At 62.0% G+C, this 24761-nt stretch carries 14 protein-coding genes; 8 read left to right on the forward strand and 6 right to left on the reverse strand.

Annotated elements, in window-relative coordinates; translation table 11 throughout:
* Window positions 1-1203: a serine hydrolase domain-containing protein gene (locus AC1DY9_RS07710; protein WP_477666208.1), complete on the reverse strand. Its 1203-nt coding sequence runs from the start codon at window positions 1201-1203 to the stop codon at window positions 1-3.
* Window positions 1200-7154, reverse strand: a complete 5955-nt coding sequence (locus AC1DY9_RS07715) for an alpha-2-macroglobulin family protein (protein ID WP_477666391.1) — start codon at window positions 7152-7154, stop codon at window positions 1200-1202. The genes AC1DY9_RS07710 and AC1DY9_RS07715 overlap by 4 nt, the downstream gene beginning before the upstream one ends.
* Before the next feature lie 889 nt (window positions 7155-8043).
* Here AC1DY9_RS07715 and AC1DY9_RS07720 point away from each other — a divergent pair.
* The 3 genes from AC1DY9_RS07720 to AC1DY9_RS07730 all read left to right on the forward strand — a co-directional run bounded on the left by AC1DY9_RS07720 (window position 8044) and on the right by AC1DY9_RS07730 (window position 13774).
* Window positions 8044-8505, forward strand: a complete 462-nt coding sequence (locus AC1DY9_RS07720) for a hypothetical protein (RefSeq protein WP_477666209.1) — start codon at window positions 8044-8046, stop codon at window positions 8503-8505.
* Complete coding sequence (locus AC1DY9_RS07725; protein WP_477666210.1) at window positions 8502-8750, forward strand: hypothetical protein; 249 nt, start codon at window positions 8502-8504, stop codon at window positions 8748-8750. Before AC1DY9_RS07720 ends, AC1DY9_RS07725 begins: the two co-directional genes overlap by 4 nt.
* A 353-nt stretch (window positions 8751-9103) precedes the next feature.
* Window positions 9104-13774, forward strand: a complete 4671-nt coding sequence (locus AC1DY9_RS07730; protein WP_477666211.1) for a calcium-binding protein — start codon at window positions 9104-9106, stop codon at window positions 13772-13774.
* Between the two features lie 62 nt (window positions 13775-13836).
* Here AC1DY9_RS07730 and AC1DY9_RS07735 read toward each other — a convergent pair whose 3' ends face one another.
* From AC1DY9_RS07735 to AC1DY9_RS07745, 3 genes are all read right to left on the reverse strand, one after another.
* The gene (locus tag AC1DY9_RS07735; protein ID WP_477666212.1) at window positions 13837-15345 is read right to left on the reverse strand and encodes a DegQ family serine endoprotease; all 1509 of its coding nucleotides are present in this window, start codon (window positions 15343-15345) and stop codon (window positions 13837-13839) included.
* A 193-nt stretch (window positions 15346-15538) separates the two neighbouring features.
* Window positions 15539-16960, reverse strand: coding sequence for an ATP-binding protein (locus AC1DY9_RS07740; RefSeq protein WP_477666213.1), 1422 nt, complete (start codon window positions 16958-16960; stop codon window positions 15539-15541).
* Entirely contained in the window at window positions 16957-17616 is a 660-nt protein-coding gene (locus tag AC1DY9_RS07745; protein WP_457279431.1) for a response regulator, read from the reverse strand. Before AC1DY9_RS07745 ends, AC1DY9_RS07740 begins: the two co-directional genes overlap by 4 nt.
* A gap of 230 nt (window positions 17617-17846) precedes the next feature.
* Between AC1DY9_RS07745 and AC1DY9_RS07750 the strand changes: the two genes are divergently transcribed.
* Genes AC1DY9_RS07750 through AC1DY9_RS07760 form a run of 3 tightly spaced genes read left to right on the forward strand, consistent with a single transcriptional unit; the run spans window position 17847 to window position 21269 of the window.
* Complete coding sequence (locus AC1DY9_RS07750; protein WP_457279430.1) at window positions 17847-18821, forward strand: lipopolysaccharide kinase InaA family protein; 975 nt, start codon at window positions 17847-17849, stop codon at window positions 18819-18821.
* A 38-nt stretch (window positions 18822-18859) separates the two neighbouring features.
* Window positions 18860-19837, forward strand: a complete 978-nt coding sequence (locus tag AC1DY9_RS07755; protein ID WP_477666214.1) for a VWA domain-containing protein — start codon at window positions 18860-18862, stop codon at window positions 19835-19837.
* Window positions 19838-19847: 10 nt separating this feature from the next.
* On the forward strand, window positions 19848-21269 hold the full coding sequence (locus tag AC1DY9_RS07760) for an adenylosuccinate synthetase (protein ID WP_477666215.1): 1422 nt from the start codon (window positions 19848-19850) through the stop codon (window positions 21267-21269).
* A gap of 12 nt (window positions 21270-21281) precedes the next feature.
* On the opposite strand, the gene argH is transcribed toward AC1DY9_RS07760, so the two are convergent.
* Complete coding sequence (gene argH / locus AC1DY9_RS07765; protein WP_457279427.1) at window positions 21282-22700, reverse strand: argininosuccinate lyase; 1419 nt, start codon at window positions 22698-22700, stop codon at window positions 21282-21284.
* A 234-nt stretch (window positions 22701-22934) separates the two neighbouring features.
* Between argH and AC1DY9_RS07770 the strand changes: the two genes are divergently transcribed.
* Both AC1DY9_RS07770 and AC1DY9_RS07775 read left to right on the forward strand, forming a co-directional pair.
* A complete protein-coding gene (locus tag AC1DY9_RS07770) occupies window positions 22935-23999 on the forward strand; it encodes a sensor histidine kinase (RefSeq protein ID WP_477666216.1) in 1065 nt (354 codons plus the stop codon).
* Window positions 23996-24736, forward strand: a complete 741-nt coding sequence (locus tag AC1DY9_RS07775) for a LytR/AlgR family response regulator transcription factor (RefSeq protein WP_477666217.1) — start codon at window positions 23996-23998, stop codon at window positions 24734-24736. The genes AC1DY9_RS07770 and AC1DY9_RS07775 overlap by 4 nt, the downstream gene beginning before the upstream one ends.
* Window positions 24737-24761 lie beyond the last annotated feature (25 nt).

Consider the following 24761-nt stretch of genomic DNA (forward strand, 5'->3'; position numbering starts at 1 on the left):
TCATGCCGGCAGCCCGATCTTGGTCGCCGCATTGAAGAGCTGGAAAAATGGCGCCTGCCAGGGTCCTTCGGACTCCACCGCCGTTTGCACCAGCACGGTTTGTGTCACGCGGTCCACCAGCACGCGCTGGCCGTGGTGGCCGTTCATCATCATCCAGCTGCCGTCGGGCTTGGGGTGCCAGAAGAAATACTTGTAGCCGGAAAGGCGCATGGCGGTGCCGTGCCGGCCCTGCGCATCAGCTGCCGACCATGAGGAGCATTCGTCAATCCACTTCTTGCTGACGACCTGGCGGCCTTCCATGACGCCGTCCTGTGCGATCAGTTGCGCAAGCCGTGCCCAGTCGCGCAGACGCGCGCCAAAGCCTATGCAGTTGAACTCCTTGCCCTTGTCGTCGCACAGCCAGCTGGCGCCGCCCTCGGCGCCCAGCGGTTGCCACAGGGCTTCTTCGCAAAAGGCCGCCAGCGGTTTTCCGGTGACCTGACGGATAACCATGCCGATGGTCAGCGGGCACAGTTCGTTGTAGTTGTAGCGTGTGCCGGGCGGCTCCTGCACGGCGTTCCAGCCGCGCACCACGGCTTCCAGGTCAGTATTTCCGCCGGTGAATGCACGCGGGTAGATGGTGGGGTTGTCGCGGTCGTGCAGGATGGCCGCGCCGCTGGACATATTGGCCAGGTGGCGCAGGGCAATGCCGCCGTGCAGCGTTCCCTTCAGTTCGTCAACGTACATCTGCGGCGTGTCGTCCATGGAGCGGACCAGACCGCGGTCCAGGCAGATGCCCAGCAGCAGCGACGTCACACTTTTGGCCATGGACCAGCTCGTCATGCGCATGTCGGGCTTGCGGTCGAACTGGTAGGACTCCAGCAGCACCGTGCCCTTGCGCGCGATGAGCAGGCCCGTCACGGGCCAGGCCTTGAGGTAGTCTGCCGCCGATTCCGCAATGGGTACGAATGCCTTGAGGCTTTCGGCCGATGCCGCCTTCAGCGTGGAAGCCTGCGCGGGCGCGGCGATGGGTCGCGCCCGGAACATGGTTTCGTAGCCGCCGGAATAATTGCCAATGCGGTAGTCCTTGTCGGTCCAACTGCGGTTGCCGCCCCAGCCGGTCGGGTAGCCGAAGCGCTGCCAGTCGGCGGCGGCCGCGGCCGCAACGCGCGGCAGGGCAATGCCCGCAGCCAGTGCGACGGCCAGGGAACGCCGCTGGATCATTTTGCGGCTTCCACCTTCACCCGTGCATTCGGCGACTCGCCAAACATCTCGGGCGCATACATGGCCTCGACCCGGCTAGGCGGTAGCGCGAAGTCGCCGACGTTGTTCAGGCGCACGGTGTATTCCATCTTCACCACGCCCTTGGGCAGGTATTCGTAGTAACTGCGGAAGGCCTCAAAACTGCGCTCTTCAAACGCCGGCCAGCCTGCGCCGGTTTTCTTTTCGCCGCTGGTGGCGATTTCGGAGTCACGGCCCAGACCGCCGCCGAGGATCGTTGCGCCGCCCGGCACCGGGTCGCTGATGACGACCCAGGTCATGTCGGCGCTGGCGTTGACTTCGAGCGTGATGCGGATCACGTCGCCGCGCGTGTAGATGCCTTTGACGGCCTGCTCTACCGGGGTGATCGTTTTCTTGATCTGGTAGCCGGCGTTGAAAGGCGCCTTCAGCTGGATGGCCGCGATGGACTGCAACGTGAGCCATGGTTTGCCCGGGCCTTGATGCGTCACGGTCAACGTGTCCTTCGCTGCGCTGCCCCATGGCAGGAACATGCTGTTGTTGCGCAGGTTACCGGGCGAGGCCGGTGCGCCGAAGAAGGTGGTCTGGTTGGGTGCGCCGGCTGCGTCGGTGGTCTTGACGCGGTCAACCTTGGCCCAGTCCACGCTCGCCACGCTGGCAGCTGCCGCTGCCAGCGTCGCCTTGGTCACGCCCGCTACCGGCGTGGCTTCAAACTTCGCCGAGAACTTGTCGAGCGCCAGGCCGCCCCACAGGTTGGCCGTGGTGGTGTGCCAGGCACCTTTTTGCTGACGGGCGATAAAGCCGTTGGCCAGGCGGCCCATGTCGTCTTTCCAGGCAGGGTCGTCCATCACGGCCAGCATCAGGCGCGCGGTATTCACATCACCGTTGGTCATCAGCCACCACCAGTAGTCGTCCTTCTCGGTGCTGAAGATCAATTTGGTGCCCTGGAAGGACAAACGCGAACGCAGCACCTGGTTGGCCTCGGCGATGCGCTGCTCACGCTGCGGCACATCGGCCACGCGTTTGAGGATGTTGAGCCAGTCGATCACCGCGTGCGTGGGCCACTGGTTGGGCGCAATCGTGATGCTGCCCAGCATGCGGCCCTGCGCCTTGCCGTAGCGCGAGAGCGCTTCCAGCGCGGCCAGCTTGCGCACGTCGAGGTCTTTGCGCGGGCTCCAGAACTCGCGCTGGATACGGCCTTCTACAAACGCGATCAGGCCGCGCTCCATGGGGGCGCGCGCATCGTCGGGCAGGGCAAACGCCGGGTTGATGCCAGAGGCTTCATGCGTGGCGGCCAGCAGGTAGGCCGTCAGTGCATCGCTGCCGCGATTTGCTTCACCGTCGCGCGGCGGGAAGTAGTTGGCCAGGCCATCGCTGTCCAGGTAGCTGGGCAGTTGTGCCAGCACGGTCTGCCACAGCTTGCTGTCGCGCAGCCCCACCGATTTGCTGGTTTTTTGCTCGAGGCAGATGAAAGGGTACATCGCGAAATAGTCGCGCACACCGTCCATGCCTTCTGCGAGTTTCGGCTGCAGCGACATCTTCAGGCCGCCGCGGCCGGGCAGGGCATCGGCCGGTGGGTTCACGTCCAGTGTGAAGTTGCCGTCGACCTGCACCAGTGTGGCTTGTTGCACCGTCAGCGGCACGGCCGGGATGATGCGCTGGCGTGCCTTGAGGCCGTCGCGTGCGCCGGAAATCGTGTCTTTGGCTTCGATCTCCCACAGGATGGCTTCAGCACGGGTGAATGCGAGCTGCGCCGGTGCGGTGACCATCCAGGCCACTTCGCGCGCTTCGCCGGCGGGGATGTCCACCGTCTGCGGTTTCAGGTCAAGCAGCGTGGCGCGCGGGCTCACTTCCACCTTCATGGCTACTTTGGTGGTGTTGCGCAGCGTCAGTTGCGCGCGGAACTGGTCGTCCTCGCGCACCAGCGGCGGCAGGCCGCTGATGATTTGCAGGTCCTGTGTGGCCTTGATGCTGGTCTGGCCGGTGCCGAAGAGGCCGGTGCCTGCGTCAGCCACCGCCACAATCTTGAAGGTGGTCAGCGCGTCGTTGAGCGGCACCATCACCACGGCCTGGCCGTTGGCGTCCAGTTGCACCTTCGGGTTCCACAGCAGCAGGGTGTCGAGCAGTTCGCGCGTGTTGCTTCGCCCGCCGCCGCCGCCGGCTGCCACAGCCTTGCGCCCGAAATGCCTGCGCCCGATGATTTCCATCTGCGCGGTCGAGGTTTCCACGCCCCAGGCGCGGCGCTGCAACATTGCATCCAGCAAGTTCCAGCTGCTATTGGGCATCAGCTCCAGCAGGGCCTGGTCCACCGCGGCCAGCGCCACTTCGGCATTGGCGGCCGGCTGGCCGTTGGGCAGCCTGGCGGTAATGGTTACCTTGGCCTGGCTGCGCACGGCATAGCTTTCCTTGTCGGTTTTCACACTGACGTCAAGCTGGTGCGCCTTGGTGCCTACACGTATTTCAGCCACGCCCAGGCGGAAGGCTGGCTTGCTCAAATCGACCAGCGCGGTAGGCGCGACGTATTCGCGGCCTTCGTACCAGAAGGATGTCCACCACTCACGCGGCGCCTTGTAGCCCCAGGTGAAAAAGCTGTACCAGGGCACTTCGCGCAGCCGGCCGCGCAGGGCCAGCACGCTGACGTACACATTGGGGCCCCAGCCTTCCTTGATCTGCAGGTTCACCGTCGGGTCCTGGCCGTTGAGCTGTACCACCTGGGTTTCGACGATGCCTTCACGCTCAACGGCGACCAGTGCCGTGGCAAACCGGAAGGGCATGCGCACCTGGAACTTGGCGGTCTCGCCGGGCTGGTAGCTTTTCTTCTCGGGCAGCACGTCCATGCGGTCGTGGTCTTCGCCGCCAAACCAGAGTTCGCCCTGGCGGGTGACATACACGTTGCTGGCGGCCTGGATGGTGTTGCCGTCCTTGTCCTTGGCCGTCACGATGAGTTCGACCTCGCCGGGTTCGCCGAGCTTGGTCTCGCACAGCAGCAATCCGCGCGAATCGCTCTTGCCGCTGCAGACGCTGCCGAGGTCTTTGACTTCCGTCTTGTTGTCGTAGGTGTAGAAGCCACCCACCATGCGCTTGCGGCTGGTGGTGGTGATGCGCGCCACGGCCTTCACTTCCAGCGACACGCCGGGGGCAATCTTGCCGGTCAGGTCAAGCGCCAGCGCCTGGAACTTGATCTTCTGGCTGGAAGAAACCCAGCCTTCAGTCTTGATGCCCGCCACCACGGCCGCAGGCCAGACGGTGGAGGTGCTGCGAATGGTCTGCACTTCGCCGTTCGGGTCGGCATAGGTGGCTTCCATCAGCAGCTCCTGCGGCTGCCTGCGTTCGGGGATGTCGTTGATGGTGAGCTTGCCTGCGCCATTGCGGTCCAGCGTCAGCGGCAGTTTGTCGGCAATCACGCGCTGGTCCTGTGAAGAGGTGCTTTCCTCTTCGCCCTGGTTGCCCGCGGTGCCGCGGCCGGTGCTCGGCGGCGAGAAATTGAATTCGTCGAAATCGCTGTAGCTCAGGGACTTGCCGCGCACCAGCGCCGACACCCGTACGGGCAGGGCCACGGCGCCGCCGCCCGCCACGTAATTGATCTGCACGTCGGTTGGCACGGACTTCACATTGACGAGCGGTTTTTTGTCGGAAGGATTGATACGGCCTTCAAGCACCGGCAAACGGAACTCTTCCACACGGAACTGCCCGCTGGAAAAACTGCGCTCGCGGCTGCCACGTTCGCCCCGGAGTTGCACCTCATACACGCCCAGCTTGGCAGCAGGCGGAATGGCAAAAGTGTTTTCGGCGCTTTGCCCGCCCGTGGCGGTCTTGCGCCAGGTGATGGGCTGGGTGTATTGCTGGCCGCTGCCGACATGGGTCACGACCAGCGTGGCCGGCGCGCCCTCGGGCAGGCCAAAACCCTTGCTGGTTTCAGTGCGCAGCAGGTGTTTCATCGACACCGTTTCGCCGGCGCGGAACAGTGTGCGGTCAAAGACAGTGTGTGCCCGTTCGTTGGGCAGGGGATCGCGGTTGGTCGGCACGTTAAAGCGCCAGGGCTCAATGCCCTTGTGCCAGTCGCTCCAGGTGAAGGCCAGGTCTTCAACACCGCTGACCGTGCTGCGTGCGCTGACAAAGTAGGCATTGGCAGAGTTGTCACCCGAGCAGCGTGGCGGCTCGGAAGACAGGCCGCTGAAATTGGCGATGCCCTGTGCGTTGGTGACAGCCTTGGCGATCTCGGTGCCGTTGCAGCCCGAGACGCGCACCGTGGCGCCAGCCACCGGGGCGCCCTTGTCGAGCGTGGTGACCCAGGCCAGCGAGTTCTCGCGGCCCAGCTTGAAGTGCACGCCCAGGTTGGTCACCAGGGCGGAAGTGCGCACATACATGGTCCGGCTGTTACCGTAGCGTTCGTCGAGCAGCGAGCTGCCCAATTTTTGCGAAGCGATCTCTACCACGTGAAAACCGGGTGCCAGCGGTATGCCGACCACCTCAAACGGGCGTGGGTCGGTGCCTGCGGCGGGCTTGGGCAGGTCCAGTGTCTTCACGCCGGCCTGGCCGGCCAGCAGCGACACCATGCGCGATTGCACGTAGTCCCGGTCGCGTGACTCCAGCGGTTTGGGAAGGGGCCCCTTGATGTCGGCAGCAGCCGTCTTGCGCGAAACCTGGTAGTCGTCGTAACGCTGCACCTTACGGAACCACGCGATGATCTCGGCGTCGGTGCGGGGCTGGAGGTCACTGACCTTTCCGGCCGGTGCCGTGCCGGGCGTGAGCCCTTTCACGGGCAGCAGGGCTTCGACATTGCGCAACGTGACGGGCAGCAGGGCCGGGTCGCCCGGTTTGGTGTTGGGTTCGGCAAAGCGTTCGACGATGCCGAAGGGAGAGGCGGCGAACTTGGCCAGTGGCGGCATGGAGCCGGTAGCCACCTTGAGCGGGAAGCTGTCGGCATTGCGCAGCGTACGGCCGGAAGCGTCCTTGAAACCCTTGGGCAGCTCCAGCATGAACTGCGCCTGTTCGGGAAACAGAGGCTTGAAGGTGATGTTGCTGACCAGGCTGTCGCCGTCGCTGTTGCCTTCCTCGAAGGCGGGCTTGAACGTGTCCCTGTCGCCCTTCAGGCGAATGGCCTCGGCCAGCTTGCGCGGCACGGGGGTATTGAAGTTCAGGGTCATGGGCCGCATCGGCAGGCAGGCCGACTGGGCGTTTTCGCGTTCGCAGGTGAAGCTTGCCGCAAACGGCTCGCGTACCTGGAAGTTGTAGCGTTTCTCGACTGAATTGGGAATGCCGCTGGGTGTGCTGACGCCTTTGCCGTACACCAGTTGCACTTTGGCGGCCGACGTCAGGCGCCGGTTGCAGGTCAGGGTGGCGTAGCGCAGCGGATCCTGGGCTGCGGCCTTTTCCAGGCCCAGCGACTTGAGCAGTTCGTTGCGCTCGTTACCGTCGATGAGCTTGACAGGAACACGTTCACCCAGGCCTTCCACGTTGCACCAGACGTTTTCGCGAATGCTGGCCAGTGTGGCGGCGCCGTTGAACTGCAGCACGAAGTACTGTTCTTCGTCGATGCGCTCATAGGTGCCGGGGCGAAGGTTCTGGATGAAGGGGCCGCCGGTGTTGAATTTATAGGAAGTGTTGCCGCCCACGGGCTGGCTCTTGGGAGACTTGAAGGTGCTGACCACCTGTACCGAACAGCTCACGCCGGGTGGCAGGTCGTTTTCAAATTCGAAAGCCCATTCGCGTTCGTTGATCCAGCGGCCGGAGCCCTTGGTGGCCTGCGCGTCGCTGCAACTCAGCGACAGCGGGGCAGGTGCCTTGGGGTCGCCGAAATTGACGGCGCCTTCGTCAAATTTGGCGACGATTTGCCTGACACGCGCGACTTCGCCCTGCGGCGAAAGACTGGTGATTTGCAGGGCATGGGCATGCAGCGAAACAGCCGCGATCAGTGCCAAAGCGGCTTTTTTCATTATTGGGCTCACGTTTTCCTCTCCTTCGGGAGGCCAAGCGTAGCCGATTTGGATGTAACAAAATGTCCCGTGAAATGGGCAAAAACCGCCCAAAAAAAGCGGGCCTGAAGCCCGCTGGGGTGATTTTTCAGAGGGCCTTCAGCGAAAAGCGGAAGGCCCCTGCGTCAGGACGCTCAGCTGAAGTTCACTGGCACAAAAATTTTGCTGTCGCCCCGCTGTATCAGAAGCGCCACGGATTTCTCCGCTTTGGCTACGGGCGGCACCTATTCGGTCGATCGTTTCCCTATTGCCTGTGGATTCATCTACTCCATGCGCGCGAACCGCTTGACAAGACTGTCAGGACTTCCTGGTCAGGTGATGAAAGATTTTTGTGCTCATCAAACGAGCAACGCCATTTGCTTCTGCGTTCAATTCTCTCGAAAAACCCGCTATCTAGTCTGAGCGGTCGCGGTTGGCTGCTCATGTTCAGTTGTTGTGATGCGGGTGAATTTTCACCATCGCGTGTGGTTACCTCTGCTCGGTCCGCGCTAAAGCCGCTTGATTAAAACGTTTGCTGGACTTCCTCTGCGTTAACTAATGAAAACGACTTGTGGCGGTCAGACGACGAGTGCGATTTGATTTGGTTTGCGGGATCCGTTCAACATAAACTGGCAATGACTACCAATAAATAACAAACGGGCAGGGAGTGTATGACTCAGGCAGAAGCAGCTGTGGCGAAGGAGACGCCAGCGCACGCACAAAGAACCAATAAGACAAGTTGTATTGCCGCTGTTTGTGTCGCCAATGTGTCTTCTTGCGCTGCAGCCTTCGGGTTGCCTGCCCTACTCCCGCTCGCCCGTTTTCATCGGGATGCCATCTACTCGGCCAATCCGGCTTCCCGGCTTGGGTGATGGCTTTCACTCCCGTAACCAAACTCGAAACCGCAGTGCCCACGGCCCAGGCACGCGAGGCTGACTTTAAGAAGCTTGTAGCCCAAGGCTATATCTCCGGTCACGCCACACGAGACAAAACCCGAGAACGCGTCGAGCTCAAGCGCGACCTAGCCACCCAACGCGAAACCCTCACCACCTTGAAGGCATCTGTCGTCGGCGTCGCGCAGCAACTCGCTATTCACACCACAGGCGCCGTCACCGAAGCACAAGCCCTGATGATCATCGCGTCCGAAGGCCCACAGTTCACTGTCGAAGTCACGCTGGAGAACAAGGACGTCGGCTTCGTCAACGTCTGCAACGGCGCCGAGATTAAGCTTGAAACCTTTCCCTCCATGCGCCGTGTCACCGTGCAGGCCAGCGGGATCTCGTTACGGCCGGCGCCGTCAACGACAAAAAATGAGGCGCGATTTTTCCGGTGACGCTGGCCCTAAAGACCAAGCAAATCAACGTACAAGGAAAGATGATCCAGCTGACGCCTGGGATGAACCTGATCGCAGAAATCGAAACCGGGCAGCGGCGCGTGATTGAGTATTTAATGAGCCCAATTCAAAGGGCGGGGAGTGATAGTTTGAGGGAGCAACGAGTGCTTTTCGGCTCCTCGGCTGTTGCCTTCACCTTCACCATTGGTTACCGACAATTTCTTTTTTTCAGGGGAAACAAATAGATGAGTAATTTGTGAAGCTTCAAACCTGTCATGAATTGAATATCTTCTTTTAAAAATAAATATCCATCCAATTTTCGAAGGAAATTTAGGATTTCAGTTATGAAACAAATATTTATTGCCCTTTATCAAATACACCCGCTGTTCCCAGCAGCTTATTTGTTTCTTTTTTCAGTTGGAATTCTTGCTCCAGGGATCTACTGTCTGATAAGAAATATTCCATATTCGTTGGGAATTATTTGGAGAAATTCCAGACGAGGTGATCTATTTGCTCAAATGGTCATCGCTGTGTATTCTTTTTTTGTATTGATAAGTTTCGTTTGTTTAATCCTTGTTTTACTTAAGTGAGAAAAAATATGGCTGGTATCCCCGCTCAAGCGTTAATCACAATTTATATGGACGTTACTGGGGTCGCGGTTGGTGCCGTCGACAATGTTGTTCAAACTATCAACGCCAGTTCTACCATGGAGACGGCCGCAGGTGTCGTTCAGGTTGTAGCGGCGGTAACGGGGCCAATTCCGGGTGTTGGAGCCGTAACAAACACCATCGCTCTGACTATGGGCGCAGTCACCGCAGATCCAAACGGTGCGACGCCCGGACAGCTCATTAGTGCAATTGGGAGTGTGGTTGGAATCGTTGGTAGTTTGCTTGCCGTTGGTGGAGTCGCGGTTCCCGCATTAGTAGTCGTTGGGCTCACGCTAACTGTCGCAGGTGCTGCCTACAACTTTTACGACCTTTATAAAAAATACCATCCCGATCCAGCACCGATCAATCCTGCGGTTGACCAGTGCTATAAAGATGCGTGCCGCTTCGTAAACAGCCGCGACCCATTGGTTCTGGACCTCGATGGCGACGGCCTGGAACTGGCAGGAGCCAACGGCGCTACCCTCTTTGACCACAACGCTGACGGCATCAAAACCGGCACAGGCTGGGCTAGACCGGATGACGGACTTCTGGTTCGTGACCTCAACGGCAACGGCACCATAGATACCGGCCGGGAACTCTTTGGTGTAGACACCATTAAGAGCAACAGCACACTGGCTACTGACGGCTTCGATGCCTTGGGTGATCTGGACGCCAACGGCGACGGTTTCATCACCAATGCAGATGCCGCATATGGTGATCTCAAGATATGGCAAGACGCTAATCAGGACGGCATTACCCAGAGCGGCGAGCTCAAGACGCTGACCGAGCTCAACATCACCAGCATTGGCGTCAACGGAAGCGGCACGGGCCCACAAGCGGGGCAGGTCATCAACAACAACACCGTAGCTTTGAGCGCCACGTTCACCCAGAACGGCCAGACGCATACCGTCGGCGCGATCGACCTCGAAACCAACAACTTCTTCACCGAGTTCCCACCTGTAGTGGTGGATGAAACTGGCAACCCTGTTCCTATCACCGAGCAGGCACAGGCATTGCCACAGATGAATGGCTCAGGCATGGTGCGCAACATGCGAGCCGCAGCCAGCATTGACGGTGATTTTGCGGATGCGCTGCAAACCTTCGCTGTCGCCGCTACGCGAGGGGATCAGCGTAATCAGCTGGATGGGCTGGTCCTTAAGTGGGCAGAAACTTCTGATTATTTTGGACAAACACCTGCTGGCTTTAATGCCAGTGTCACCTACAACCTCCCGGTCGGAATGACGGAGATCGAGTATATGAAGATGATTCATATACTCGAAGCATTCAACGGCAGCCGGTTTTATGGCGATGAGAATGGCGGCCCTCGCCCTGCGGGCTTTACCGTGCGTCTGGAGACAGATCCGTACGACGGACGTGCGATTTATCACTACATCATCAGCCCACCTGCACAGCAGATTGCGCTGCTGAAACAAGCCTATGAAGCGCTCAAGAACAGTGTTTATGACGCACTTGTCTTGCAGACTCGCCTTAAGCCTTATACCGATGCTATCGAGCTGGCAATTGGTGAAGCAGGCATTACATTCGACTTTACTGCGGTCTCCGCAATGTTTGCGTCGAAGTTCGGTGCCGATGCGCCAAACGCGGTATTTGATTTGCTGGACATGCAAAAGTATGCGGGTGACCAGATGCGAGGCATGGGATGGTCTGTCTATAGCACCCTTGACAGCCTTATCCGGTCTGGAAGTCCGTCATCGGCTTTGCAGGCAGCTTTGGATGCAGAGCATATTGAATTGGTCGCCGCCGGTGTTCAAGCTGGGGCGGTAAGCAATGCCACCGGCGCGATTTTGCTGGGTAACTCGCTCGACAACTCGTTGACCGGGAGCGCAGGTGATGATTACCTGTATGGGGGCGCGGGCAACGACACACTCACAGCCGCAGGCGGCACCAACGTGCTGGACGGTGGCGACGGCGACGACATACTCACCGGCGGCTATGGCGGGCACGACACGCTGCTGGGCGGCGCCGGTAACGACATCATGACAGTGCTGGGCAGTTACAGCAGCGACAACGTGTTCGAAGGCGGTACCGGCAACGACACCATGACCGGCAGCTACTGGACAGATACCTATCGATTCAACCTGGGCGATGGGCAAGACACGATCATCGAGACGCAGACGAACAACAACATTACCGACAAGCTGGTCTTCGGAGGTGGCATTGCGGTCAGTGACATCAGTGCACTGCGCTCGGGCAACGACCTCGTGTTCAGCCACGTAAATGGGGTCGACAAGGTCACGGCCAAAGACTGGTTTGTCAGCGCAGGCAACCAGCTCGAGTCGATCGAGTTTGCCGATGGCACCGTGTGGACGGGCGCAGCCGTGACGGCAGCGGCGCTGATCGTCACCGGCACGGCCGGTGACGACGTCATGACCGGCACGGTCATGAACGACACCCTGCGCGGTATGGGTGGCAACGACAACATCACGGGCGGGGCTGGCAACAACGTGCTGGACGGCGGTGATGGCGACGACGTGCTCAGCGGCGGCTACGGCGCCAGCGACATGCTGCTGGGCGGCGCCGGCAACGACACCATGACAGTGTTCGGCGGCTACAGCAGCGACAACGTGTTCGAGGGCGGCACCGGCAACGACACGATGACCGGCAGTTACTGGAACGACACCTACAAGTTCAATCTGGGTGACGGACAGGACACCATCATCGAGACGCAGACGAACAACAATGTCACCGACAAGCTGGTCTTCGGCAGCGGTATCGCCGCCAGCGATATCAGTGCATTGCGATCAGGCAACGACCTGGTGTTCAGCCATGTGAATGGGGTCGATAAAGTCACCGCAAAAGACTGGTTTGCCAGTGTAGCGAGCCAGCTCGAGCGCATCGAGTTTGCCGACGGTACGGTGTGGACAGGCGCGGCCGTGACCGCATCGGCGCTGATCGTCACCGGCACCGCCGGGGACGACGTCATGACCGGCACGGTCATGGATGACACCCTGCGCGGCATGGGTGGCAACGACAACATCACTGCAGGAGGCGGCACCAACGTTCTTGATGGTGGCGACGGTAACGACGTACTCACGGGTGGCTACGGCGGGCACGACACCTTGCTGGGCGGAGCCGGCAACGACATCATGACGGTGTTGGGCAGCTACAGCAGCGACAACGTGTTCGAGGGTGGTACCGGCAACGACACAATGACCGGCAGTTACTGGAATGACACCTACAAGTTCAACCTGGGTGACGGACAGGACACCATCATCGAGCTGGCCAGCAACAACAACGTGACCGACAAGCTGGTGTTCGGCCCAGACATAGCCGTTGTCGATATCACTGCAGTGCGATCTGGTAATGATCTGGTGCTCGGTCATTCCAATGGCCTGGACAAAATTACAGTCAAGGATTGGTATGTCGCAGACGGCAGCCAGCTCGAACGAATCGAGTTTGCAGACGGCACGGTGTGGACGGGAGCCGCTGTAACGGCTGCGACCATGGAAATATTTGGCACCAGCGGTAACGATGTTCTCAGCGGCAATAGCGCTTACACAGAATTTCTGTATGGCGTGGGTGGCAACGATACCTTATATGGTGGCAGCAATGACACGCTTTATGGCGGTGATGGCAACGATGCTTTGTATGGTGGAGGCAATAACGAAACGTTTGACGGCGGGGATGGCAATGACACCTTGACCGGCTACTGGGGGGGCAGCAACGCGACCTTCATCGGTGGCGCCGGCAACGACGTGATCACCGGGTCTTACTACAACAACAAGTACATCTTCAACCTGGGCGATGGCCAGGACACTGTCAGCAATTACGACGGTGTCCACAGTGGCTATACCGACACATTGATCTTTGGTGCGGGCATTGATCCGGCCAACGTGACGGCCACGCGTTCCGGTATTGACATGGTGTTCAAGGTTACAGGCAGTACCGATCAGATCACAGTGCAGAACTGGTTCTATGACACAGCAGGCGGATTCCAGATCGAGCAGATCAAGTTTGCCGATGGCACGATCTGGAGCGCTCCAGCCTTGACCACTGCCGCGCTGGAGGTGTTTGGCACCAGCGGTAACGACGTTATCAGCGGCTCCGGGGTGTATGTGGATATTCTGCACGGCGCTGGCGGCAACGACACTCTGTATGGTGATACCAACGACACGCTCGATGGCGGGGATGGCAATGACAGCCTCAATGGCTTCTGGGCAGGAAGTGACGTGACCTTCATCGGCGGCGCCGGCAACGACGTGATCACCGGGTCTTACTACAACAACAAGTACATCTTCAACCTGGGCGATGGCCAGGACACTGTCAGTAATGACGATGGTGTTCACAGTGGCTATACCGACACACTGACCTTTGGTGCGGGCGTTGGCGCTGACCAGATCTGGCTGCGCCAGGTGGCCAACAACCTTGAAGTGGGCGTCATCGGCACCACTGATACCGTCACGCTGAATAACTGGTACCTCGGTAGCCAATACCATGTGGAGCAGTTCAAGACTGGCGACGGAAAGGTGTTGTTGGACAGCCAGGTGCAAAACCTGGTGGACGCCATGGCGGCCTTTGCACCACCGGCTGCGGGGGAAACCTCTTTGCCTGCCTCTTATCAGGCCAGCTTGCAGCCTGTCATTGCGGCGAATTGGCAATAGTGTTCATCGGCTAAACCTGCCTGCAGCCCCTGGATGCCCGACCCAGGGGCCGCGTGCTTCAACTACCCGAAATTCACCGGCACAAAAATTTTGCTGTCGCCCCGCTGTATCAGAAGCGCCACGGATTTCTCTGCTTTGGCCACGGTGGCGCGCACCTGGTCGATATTTTTCACCGGAACGCCGTTGATGGACAGCAGCACATCACCGGCCTGCACTCCGGCCAGTGCCGCCGGGCCGCTGGCCTGCTGCACCACCAGGCCGTTGTCCACGCCGGCTTCCTGCTTTTCATCGGGCTGCAGCGGACGCAGCGCCAGGCCCAGCTTGCCCTGGTTGGGCGTGTCTTTTTTGGCGGCGGCCTGGGCCGTCTTTTCGTCGGCATTGGCCAGCCTGGCAGTGACCACCTTGGCGGCTCCCTGCCGCCAGATGTCCAGCCGGATGCTGTCGCCGGGCGCTGCCAGGCCGATCAGCGCGGGCAGGTCGCCCGAGGAGACGATGGGCTGGCCGTTCACGCCGCGGATCACGTCACCCGACTGCAGCCCGGCCTTGTCTGCCGGGCCGCCCTTTTCCACACTCGAAACCAGCGCGCCTTCGGGCTTGTCCAGCTTGAAGGAATCGGCAAAGGACTGGTTGACCTCTTGCACCGCTACCCCCAGGCGAGCATGTTCAACCTTGCCGGTCGCCACGATCTGGTTCTTGATCCGGACAGCCACGTCGACCGGGATGGCGAACGACACGCCCTGGTAGCCGCCGCTGCGGGTATAGATCTGCGAGTTAATGCCCACGACTTCGCCGCGTGCGTTGAACAGCGGGCCACCCGAGTTGCCCGGGTTGACCGCCACGTCGGTCTGGATGAAAGGCACGGCGCTGTCGTCAGGCAGCGAACGGCCCTTGGCGCTGACCACGCCGGCGGTCACGGTGTTTTCAAACCCGAAGGGCGAGCCGATGGCCAGCACCCATTCGCCGACCTTGAGCTCGCTGATCTTGCCGAGCGTCACCACGGGCAGGTTTTTGGCGTCAATGCGCAGCACCGCCACGTCGGTCTTGGGGTCGGCGCCCAGTACCTTGGCGCGGTATTCGCGCCGGTCGGTCAGCTTGACGGTGACCTCTTTTGCATCGCGCACCACGTGGGCGTTGGTCAGGATGATGCCGTCAGGGCTGACGATGAAGCCCGAACCCTGTCCGCGTGTGGGCATTTCCTGCTGCTGGCCGCCGCGGCCGCCACGGGCGCCCGGGCCCTGCTGGAAGCGTTTGAAGAATTCGAAGAACGGATCACCGGAGGGCGTGTCGTCGTCATCGCCGTCGTCCTGTGCCATCGGGGAGTCGTTTCGTACTTTGGTGGTGCCGGTCACGCTGATGTTGACGACCGCCGGGCCGTAGCGTTCGGTGATCTGCGAGAAGTCGGGCAGGGCCATGGGCACCGAGGTTGGGGTGCCGGCGGTAATGGCCGGAGGGACGGCCGCCGTGGCGGCAGGGTGCACGGCGTTGAGTGCACTGACGCCGGCGCCGCCTATGGCACCTGCAGCCAGAAGTGCAGCGACAAGCCGGGTATTTTTCAATGCTTCAGATTTCATGGATGGGCTTCCTTGCGTTGAGGGCACACACCGGTGCCGATGCGTACAACTATGGGGTGGCAGCCTTAGGCGGGGCTTAAATTTGCGCGACGCAGGAAGGGCAGCGCTGCGGGCGTGAATTTTGATAAAAAGTGGCTGTAGCCAGCAATAGGACTGCGCGAGAAGCTATAAAAATGGTAGCAAATGATGGCTGCTAGCCGGTGGTTTCATCCGCCGAAAAGCGGACTTCAACCCGCAGCCCGCCCAGGGACTCCGATGTGCCGAGCTGCAGCGTCGCGCCGTGCCGCTCGGCAATCACCTTGACGATGGCCAATCCGAGGCCGCTGCCGGTTTCGGGAGATATCGCTGATCCAGCCGACCCACCCGCCGTGTCCGTGACGCTGGCGGCGCGAAAGAAGCGGTCAAACACGCGGTGACGGTCTTCCGCGGCGATGCCCGGGCCGCTGTCTTCCACGGTCAGCGTCGGCTGGCCGTCCTGCAGGTCCAGCGACACATCGACCCGGCCCGCCACCGGCGTGTACTTGACAGCGTTGTCCAGCAGGTTGCGCAGCAGGATGCGCAGGGCCTCGCCTTGGCCTTTCACCTGCACAGGCTGCAGCGGCTCGCTGCCGGCCAGGCCCAGGTCAATTTGCCTGTGGCCCGCATGGGGCAGCACATCGGCCACGGCCAGCTTCACCACATCGCGCAGGTCCACCAGGGCGGCAGAGGCAGGTGCCTGGCCTGAATCGGCTTCGGCTTGTGCCGTGCCAGCGGTTTCCTCGCGGGCCAGCACCAGCAGCTGCTCGACCAGCCGTATCGCCCGGTCGATGCCCTGGTTCAACCGGCCGATGGCGGCCTCCCGCACGGCAGGCTCTTCGTCGTTTCGGCGAAGGGCCTGCGCCTGCAGCTTGAGCGCCGTCAGCGGCGAGCGCAGCTCGTGTGCTGCATCAGCCACAAAATGCCGCTGCGCCTCGAAAGCGCCGCGCACCCGGTCAAACAGCAGGTTCAGCTCTTCAACCAGCGGCCGCACTTCGTCAGGCAAACCGTCGTCGGCCAGCGGCGACAAATCGTCGGCCGGGCGCCCGGCCACCGGCCGCCGTGCACGCTCGATGGGCGCCAGCGATCGGCTGATGACCCACCACACGGCCAGCATCAGCAGCGGTGTGAGATAGGCAAAGGGCAGCACGGCGCGCACGGCCAGCGTGCGGGCGCGCGCCGAGCGGGCGTCCAGGTCCTGCGCAATCTGCACGGTTTGCAGCGCTGTCTGCAAGGTGTAGACGCGGTACCGGTTGCCGTGCGCTTCGACGTCTGAAAAGCCGAGCACTGCGCGCGGCGGAAGCGCCGAGCGGGTGGAACGGAAAATCTGTGTGCCGTCCTGGCCCCAGATCTGCACATACACCTCGAAGCGGTCGTCCTCATCGGCTTCGTCCAGAGGAATGTTGAGTGGAATGCCGCTGCGCAGGGAGCGCGCCATTTGCTGCAAATGGTCGTCGAACATCGCGTCGGCCTGCTGCAAGGCGCCGCGGTAGGCCGTGGCCGCCTGCAGCAGGGCCGCCAGAAAAATTGCCGCCAATATGAACCAGAGTAGGCGCCTCCTCAAAGAATGCGTTGCCGATTTTTTCACAGCTTCGATCATTGCTTGGGCACCAGATAGCCCAGGCCGCGCACGGTCTGGATCACGTCGTTCCCAAGTTTTTTACGGACGCCGTGGATGTAGACCTCGACGGCGTTGCTGCTGATGTCGTCTTTCCAGCTGAAGAGCTTTTCCTCAAGCTGCGCGCGTGACAGCACCACGCCCGGGCGTGCCAGCAAGGGTTCGAGCACCGCCCATTCGCGTGCCGAGAGCGACACCGGCTGGCCATTGAGGCTGGCTTCGCGCGTGGCGGGGTTCAGGCTCACGCCCTTGTGTTCAAACGCCGGTTCGGCCCGGCCCGCACTGCGCCGTATCAGCGCGCGAATGCGTGCCAGCAGTTCGTCGGTGTCATAGGGTTTGACGACGTAGTCGTCGGCGCCGGCATCCAGCCCGGCGATGCGGTCGCCGACCGCATCGCGCGCCGTGGCCACCATCACCGGGGTGGTGTTGCGGCGAGCCCGCAAAGCGCGCAGCACTTCCAGGCCGTCACGCTTGGGCAGGCCGAGGTCCAGCAGCACCAGGTCGTACTGTTCGCTGTTCAGGGCCTCGTCGGCCATGCGGCCGTCACGCACCCAGTCGACGGCATAGTGCTCACCGCGCAGCACCTGCAGCACGGTCTCGCCGATCATGGCGTCGTCTTCAACGAGCAGTAATCGCATTGGAAGATGTACGGTTTTGGAGAAATTGCCGGGGAGCCCGCAAGCTGGTGGGCCATTGGGGGCCATTGGCCGGATTATCCGGCCAATGCCTGGCCAAGGCTTATGTCAGCCTTAAACGAAAAGGCAAAGCCGCCATACCGCGGCGAGGAGCGCAAGTGCCCCCCGGGGTCATGCCATACTCCGGCAGTGACTGCCCTGGCAGGCGCCTTGTTCAACATGACGTTTACACCATGCCCTTTGTCAGCCTGATGTGTCCCCAATGCGCCGCGCCGCTGCCGCGTGCGGCTTATTGGCGCACGGTCACCTGCAGCTACTGCGGTGCCACCGTCAGCCGCGGCGCAGAAACCATCCGTGCCGCCTCGTTTCACGAAGCCTGGCTGCGGGTGCACCAGGCGGTCGATCTCCCGGCGCGCATGGTGTCCGTCGGCGAACGGCAATATGGGCTGCTGGCCGGCCTGGGCGGCGGCGAGTCGTCGCAGGTCTTTCTCGCGCAGCGCGTGCATCCTTTCGGCGAGCGCGTGACGCTCAAGCTGGCGCGCACCGACGGCGCAACCGCCGTGCTGCAGCAAGAGGCGGAGACCGTCAGGCAATTGCAGGGGCTTAAAACAGCAGGCTCGGCTTACTTCAGCCAGCGCCTGCCGCAGCTCGTTGCTTCAGGCACCGCGCGGGACGGCACGTCGCCCGAGCGGCATGCGCTGGCGCTCAGGCATCCCACGGGATTCTGGGGCAGCCTTGCCGACGTCATGCGTGGGCATCCAACGGGCGTGGACGCCCGCCATGCCGTCTGGATGTGGCGGCGTGTGCTGGAGGTACTGGCCTATCTTCATGACAACAGCTGGCAGCATGGCGACCTGTGCCCGGAGCATTTGCTCGTGCACCCGCGCAACCATGGCGTCCAGATGATTGGCTGGGCGCGGGCGCGGCATGGCGGGCATGGAGCGGTGCAGGACCTGATGCAGCTGGCGTGGAGCATACGCATGCTGTTGAGCGGCCAGGCCGGCAGCGGCGAGCATCCGCCGTCTCTGCCCGCAACCACCCCTGCGCCGCTGGCCGCGCTATTGCTGGCTGGCAGCGAAGATGCCCGTTGGTGCGCACAGCATGGCGCGCGCGGGTTGCTGGCGCAACTGGGCCAGGCGGCCGAGCAGTCTTTTGGCGTGTCGCGTTTTGTCGTTTTTCACCCGACTGCAGCGTCCGCCCTGCACTGAATCAGAATTACTGAATTACCAAAAGAGGAGCCGACTTCATGGGACACGGAAATTATTCATACGCTGCACATGCGGCCATGGTGGCCAACCGATCTGCCAGCCCACACACCGAGGTCTTTACCCAACGGGCCTGCCACGCGCTGATGGACCCGCGCGGGCTCAAGGTCCGGGAGTCGCGCGACAGTGCCGACCACCCGGCGTCGCTGGCCGTCGTGTTCGCACTGGACGTTACCGGCTCGATGGGAGACATCCCCCGCATCCTGGCGCAGCAGGAGCTGCCGACGTTCATGAAGCTGCTGGGCGATTGCAACATCCCCGATCCGCAGCTGATGTTCATGGCCATCGGTGACGCCACATCTGACCGGGCGCCGCTGCAGGTGGGTCAGTTTGAATCCACCGCCGAGTTGATGGACCAATGGCTGACCTGGAGCTATCTGGAGGGAGGCGGTGGCGGCTCGGGCAGTGAAAGCTACGAGCTGGCTTTCTACACCGTTGCCCAGCACACCGACCTGGACTGCTGGGCCAAGCGAAAAAAGCGCGGCTACCTGTTCATGACCGGTGACGAGCTTCCCTATCCGGCCGTGTCACGGCACCAGGTGGAGGCCCTTTTCTCTGAAAAACTGGATGAAGACATCCCGATCGAGGAAGTCATTGCGGCAGCCGCCGAAAACTACCACCTTTTTTTCCTGATCCCCGACCTGGAGCGCCGGCGCAACTGCGAAAAGCGCTGGCGCGAGTTGCTCGGAGAAAACGTCATCTGTATGGAGTCTCCCGAAGACGCATGCGCAGTCGCGGCGGCCATCGTCGGGCTGACGGAGCGTGCCTTGCCGGATTTGGGTGCCGTGGCGCGCGTCCTCAAGGCCAGCGGCGCCACGCCCGAGCGCACGGGCTCGGTCTTGCGTTGCCTGGATGCCTATGCTGCTCACCTGGATCCGTCCAGCATTCGTCACCTGCATGCGCAGGCGACCGGCGCGGCGCCGGTCAGGTCGGGCTGGTGGCGGCGCCTTTTCGGTTGAGCGGGCGGGTGTGCTGAAYGGCCGTGGCGCGGCCCCGTCCCGGCTGGTGTCGCTGCTTGGCCTTGGCTTTGGCGACTGCGGCAAGGGGCTGTTCACCGATTTCCTGTGCCGCCAATGGCAGGCCGGGGCGGTAGTGCGTTTTAACGGCGGCGCGCAGGCGGGCCACAACGTGGTCCTGCCCGACGGCCGGCACCATACCTTTTCCCAGTTTTGCGCGGGCACCCTGGTGCCGGGCGTGTTGAGCGTCCTGGCCAGCCCGGTCGTGGTGCACCCGACGGCCTTGCTGGTCGAGCATGCCGCGTTGCAGGCACTCGGAATTCCGGACGCGCTCGCGCGTTTGCGCATCGACGCGCGCTGTCGCATCAACACACCGTTTCACCAGGCGGCCGGCCGGCTGCGCGAATTACGGCGCGGCGCGGCCAGCCACGGAACCTGCGGGGTGGGCGTGGGGGAAACCGTGCGCCACGCGCTGGCGCATCCGGGCGAAGTGCTGTGCTATGGCGACTTGCTGGCGCCAGCCCGCGCGCACGACAAGCTCGAAGCCATCCGGCGGCGCCTGCTGGCCGGGTTTGACGCGTCGGCCGGCTCGGCTACGCAGCCAGCCGCGTGGCAGCAAGAGCAAGGGCTGCTGAGAGATGCCAGTGTGTCCGCCCGATGGCTCGCCTCCGTGGCAGAACTGGCCCGGCAATGCAAACCCACGCAGAGCCCGGAGATCGCCCGGGAACTCCAGGGATGCGGCACCGTGCTCTTTGAAGGCGCACAAGGTGTTCTGCTGGATGAATGGCATGGCTTTCATCCGCATACGACCTGGAGCAGCATCCATCCCGCCTCGGTAGAGTCGGTGGTCGCCGATTTGGGGCTGACCGGCCCCATCATGCACCTGGGCATCTTGCGAAGCTATCTCACAAGGCACGGCAACGGACCCCTGCCCACGTTTGATGCTGCGCTCGATGTGCTGGCGGAGCCCCACAACACGGGTGACGGCTGGCAAGGGCGTTTTCGCAGGGGGCACGCCGATGCGGTGCTGCTGCGTTATGCGCTGGAGATCACTGGAAAGCTCGATGGCCTGCTATTGAGTCACCTGGACGTATTTGACGCCGGCTTGCCTGGCGGGGGCGTGAACCTGTGCACCGCGTACGAAGCGGCGCCCGAGGCTGGCGACGCCCTGTTATGCCAAAGAATCGCTCATGGGGAAGGCCGTGAACGTGGCAACGGGCTGGTTGAGCGTCTGCTGCCCGGCAACGGGCATGACCTGCAGCACCAGTCGAGGCTGACAGCTTTGCTGGCGAGAGCGCAGCCGGTGTATGAAGGCCAGCCGCTGCGCTCGGCGTCGGCATTGGTGGCGCGTTTTCAGGCGCTCGCTGCCTGCCCGGTTCTGTACGGCGGCTTTGGGCCGAGCTTCAGCGCGGTTCGCGCCATGACCGGCACCTAGCGCGTCCAGGGGTCAGGAGAGCGAGGCCAGCCGCGCCCGGTGCCGCGTGATCTGGGCCTTGACTTGTGCCGGCGCAGTGCCACCCAGGATGTTGCGGGCGTTCAACGAGCCGCGCAGGCTCAAGCAGTCGTAGACGTCTTTTTCGATGTTGGGGTTGAATTCCTGCAGCACAGCCAGCGGCAACTCGGACAGGTCCACCGCATGGGTGGTGGCGGCTTTGACGGCGTGGGCCACGGTTTCGTGGGCATCGCGGAAGGGCAGGCCTTTTTTCACCAGATAGTCGGCCAGGTCGGTGGCGGTGGCGTAGCCGCGCAGCGCGGCCTTTTCCATGGCTTCGGGCTTGACGGTGATGCCGGCCACCATCTCGGCAAAGATGCGCAGCGTGTCCTTGAGCGTGTCGACGGTGTCGAACAGCGGCTCCTTGTCTTCCTGGTTGTCCTTGTTGTAGGCCAGGGGCTGGCCCTTCATCAGGGTGATCAGGCCCATCAGGTGGCCGACCACGCGGCCGGTCTTGCCGCGCGCCAGTTCGGGCACGTCGGGGTTTTTCTTCTGCGGCATGATGGACGAGCCGGTGGTGAAGCGGTCGGGAATGTGGATGAAGCCGAAGTTCTGGCTCATCCACAAGATCAGCTCTTCGCTCATGCGGCTGATGTGCACCATGGCGAGCGACGCGGCCGCCGTGAACTCAATTGCGAAGTCACGGTCGCTCACGGCGTCCAGGCTGTTCTGGCATACCTGCGGCTGGCCGCTTTCGTCGACCATGCCCAGCGTTTTGGCCACGCGTTCGCGGTCCAGCGGGTAGCTGGTGCCGGCCAGCGCTGCAGCACCCAGCGGCAGGCGGTTCACGCGCTTCCTGATCTCCAGCATGCGCTCGGCGTCGCGGCTGAACATTTCCACATAGGCCAGCATATGGTGGCCAAAACTCACCGGCTGGGCCACCTGCAGGTGGGTGAAGCCGGGCAGGATGACTTCGACATTTTTCTCGGCGATGTCAACCAGCGCTTTTTGCAGGTCGGTCAGCAGCCCGCCGATCAGGTCGATCTCACTGCGCAGCCAGAGGCGCACATCGGTGGCGACCTGGTCGTTGCGGCTGCGGCCGGTGTGCAGGCGCTTGCCGGCGTCGCCCACAAGCTGGGTCAGGCGCGCTTCGATGTTGAAGTGCACGTCTTCGAGATCCAGCTTCCACTCAAAAGCGCCGGAGTCGATTTCGGACGTGATTTGCGTCATGCCTTTCTGGATGTCGGCGTAGTCGGCGGCGGGAATGATCTTTTGCGCTGCCAGCATTTCGGCGTGAGCGAGCGAACCGGCAATGTCGGCTTGCCACAGGCGCTTGTCAAAAAACACGCTGGACGTATAACGCTTCACCAGGTCGCTCATGGGTTCGGAAAAAAGGGCGGACCAGGCTTGGGACTTTTTGTCGAATTGATTCACGTCGGGCTTTCTTTGAGGCAGTCACTGGCCGGTCTGTGGGGTAAAGCACGCCATTTCGGGCAGTTGCGCAGCCGGCCGGGCCTAAATAGTGTTTAACCCATGGCCGAATCGCCTTGGGCAGTGCAATACTCTTCCCAATGATTTTATCTGGGTGCCGGACCCCGTGGGAAACCCCTGCCGTGCGCTGCCCCAGCCGATCCGTTTTTCCACGATACCGAAGTGCCGCCGACGTCCATGAAGCCTGTGCCCGATCAGAAGAATTTCAGCGAATCCACGTTGCTGGGCAGCTTTATTCCGGGCGATGAGGAAGCGGTGCCGCGCACTTCCAACCGCACCAGCATGTTTGATGCTTGCCACGTGGGTGTGGTTTTGCGTGCCGTGCTCTTTGTAGAGGCGGTGACCGGCGTGTGTGTGATGTTCGCTGCGCGCGAACCCCTGGACTGGCTGCTGAGCTTTTCGCTGCTCACCGGCGGTGTGCTGCCCGCCACCCTGGCCTGGCTGATTGCGGTGTGTGCGCTGAAGGGGCAGTTGAACCGGCTGGAGCCTTCGCACCAGTGGGCGGCGGGTATTGCACTGGGTGTTGTGTCGGGGCTGTACGGCTGTGGCTTGCTGGCCCTGCTGGGCCTGCTCCAGCCGGTGCCCTGGTGGGCCAGTGCGGCGGCGGGTGCCTTGCTGTCCGCCATGATGCTGGCGGGGCTGTTCTGGCGGGCCAAGGCGCGTACGCCGGCAGCCACGGCGGCACGCCTTGCCGAACTGCAATCGCGCATTCGCCCCCATTTCCTTTTCAATACCCTGAACAGCGCCATTGCGCTGGTGCGTGCCGAGCCCGCCAAGGCCGAGGCGGTGCTGGAAGACCTGAGTGAGCTTTTTCGCCATGCACTGGCCGATCCGGCCGAATCCGTGACGCTCGGCCAGGAGATCGCGCTGGCGCAGCGTTACCTCGCCATTGAGCAGATCCGCTTTGGTGAGCGGCTGCAGGTGCAGTGGAGCCTGGACACCGAAGCGGACCAGGCCAAGCTGCCGCCGCTGCTGTTGCAGCCGCTGGTAGAAAACGCCGTCAGGCATGGCGTGGAACCCAGCGCCAGCGGCGCGCAGCTGAAAATATCCACCCTCCGGCGAGGCAGCACGGTGGTGATCAAGGTGACCAATTCAACCCCCGCAGGCGCCGGTGAGCGCGGCCACGGGTTGGCGCTGGCCAATGTGCGCGAACGCCTTGCGCTGCTGCATGATGTCGAGGCGAAATTCAAGACCGTGTTCAAGGACGGCATATTTCAGGTTCGACTGGAGATTCCCGCATGACGCTCAAGGTATTGGTAGTTGACGATGAAGCCCTGGCGCGTTCGCGCCTGCGCACCCTGCTGGGCGATTGCACCGCCCCGGCCGCAGTGGCAGCAGCTGAAGCCGCCGATGCTGTTCAGGCCATGAAGGCCTTGCAGCGTGAGTCATTCGATGCGGTGCTGCTTGACATCCGCATGCCCGGCGTTGACGGTATCGCGCTGGCACGCACCATTGCTTCACTTGCACAGCCACCCGCCCTGGTGTTTGTCACGGCCCATTCCGAACATGCCGTACAGGCCTTTGAACTGGAGGCCGTCGACTACCTCACGAAGCCGGTGCGCCTGGAACGCCTGCAGCAAGCGTTGCAGAAGGTAGAGCGTTTGGGCCAGGCTGCCCGGACGTCCACGGCGGATGTGGCGGAAGAAACGCTCATCATCCAGGACCGCGGCCGCACCGAGCGTGTGCCACTGGCCGAGGTGCTGTATTTCAAAGCCGAACTCAAATACATCACTGTGCGTACCGCGACCCGCAGCTACATACTCGATGGTTCCCTGAGCGAGCTGGAAGAGCGCCACGCGACCCGTTTCATGCGCATTCACCGCAACGCACTGATTGCGCGCCGGGCCGTGCGCGCGCTGGAAAAACATTTTGATCCAGAAGAGGGCGAGGGCTGGGCGGTACGGCTCAATGGTATTGATGAACTGCTGGCGGTGTCCAGGCGCCAGCTCAGCGCCGTTCGGGAAGCCATCGCGGCCTGATTTCATTTCTCTTGCTGCTTCTTCC

The sequence above is a fragment of the Polaromonas sp. P1_F6 genome, assembly GCF_056405695.1.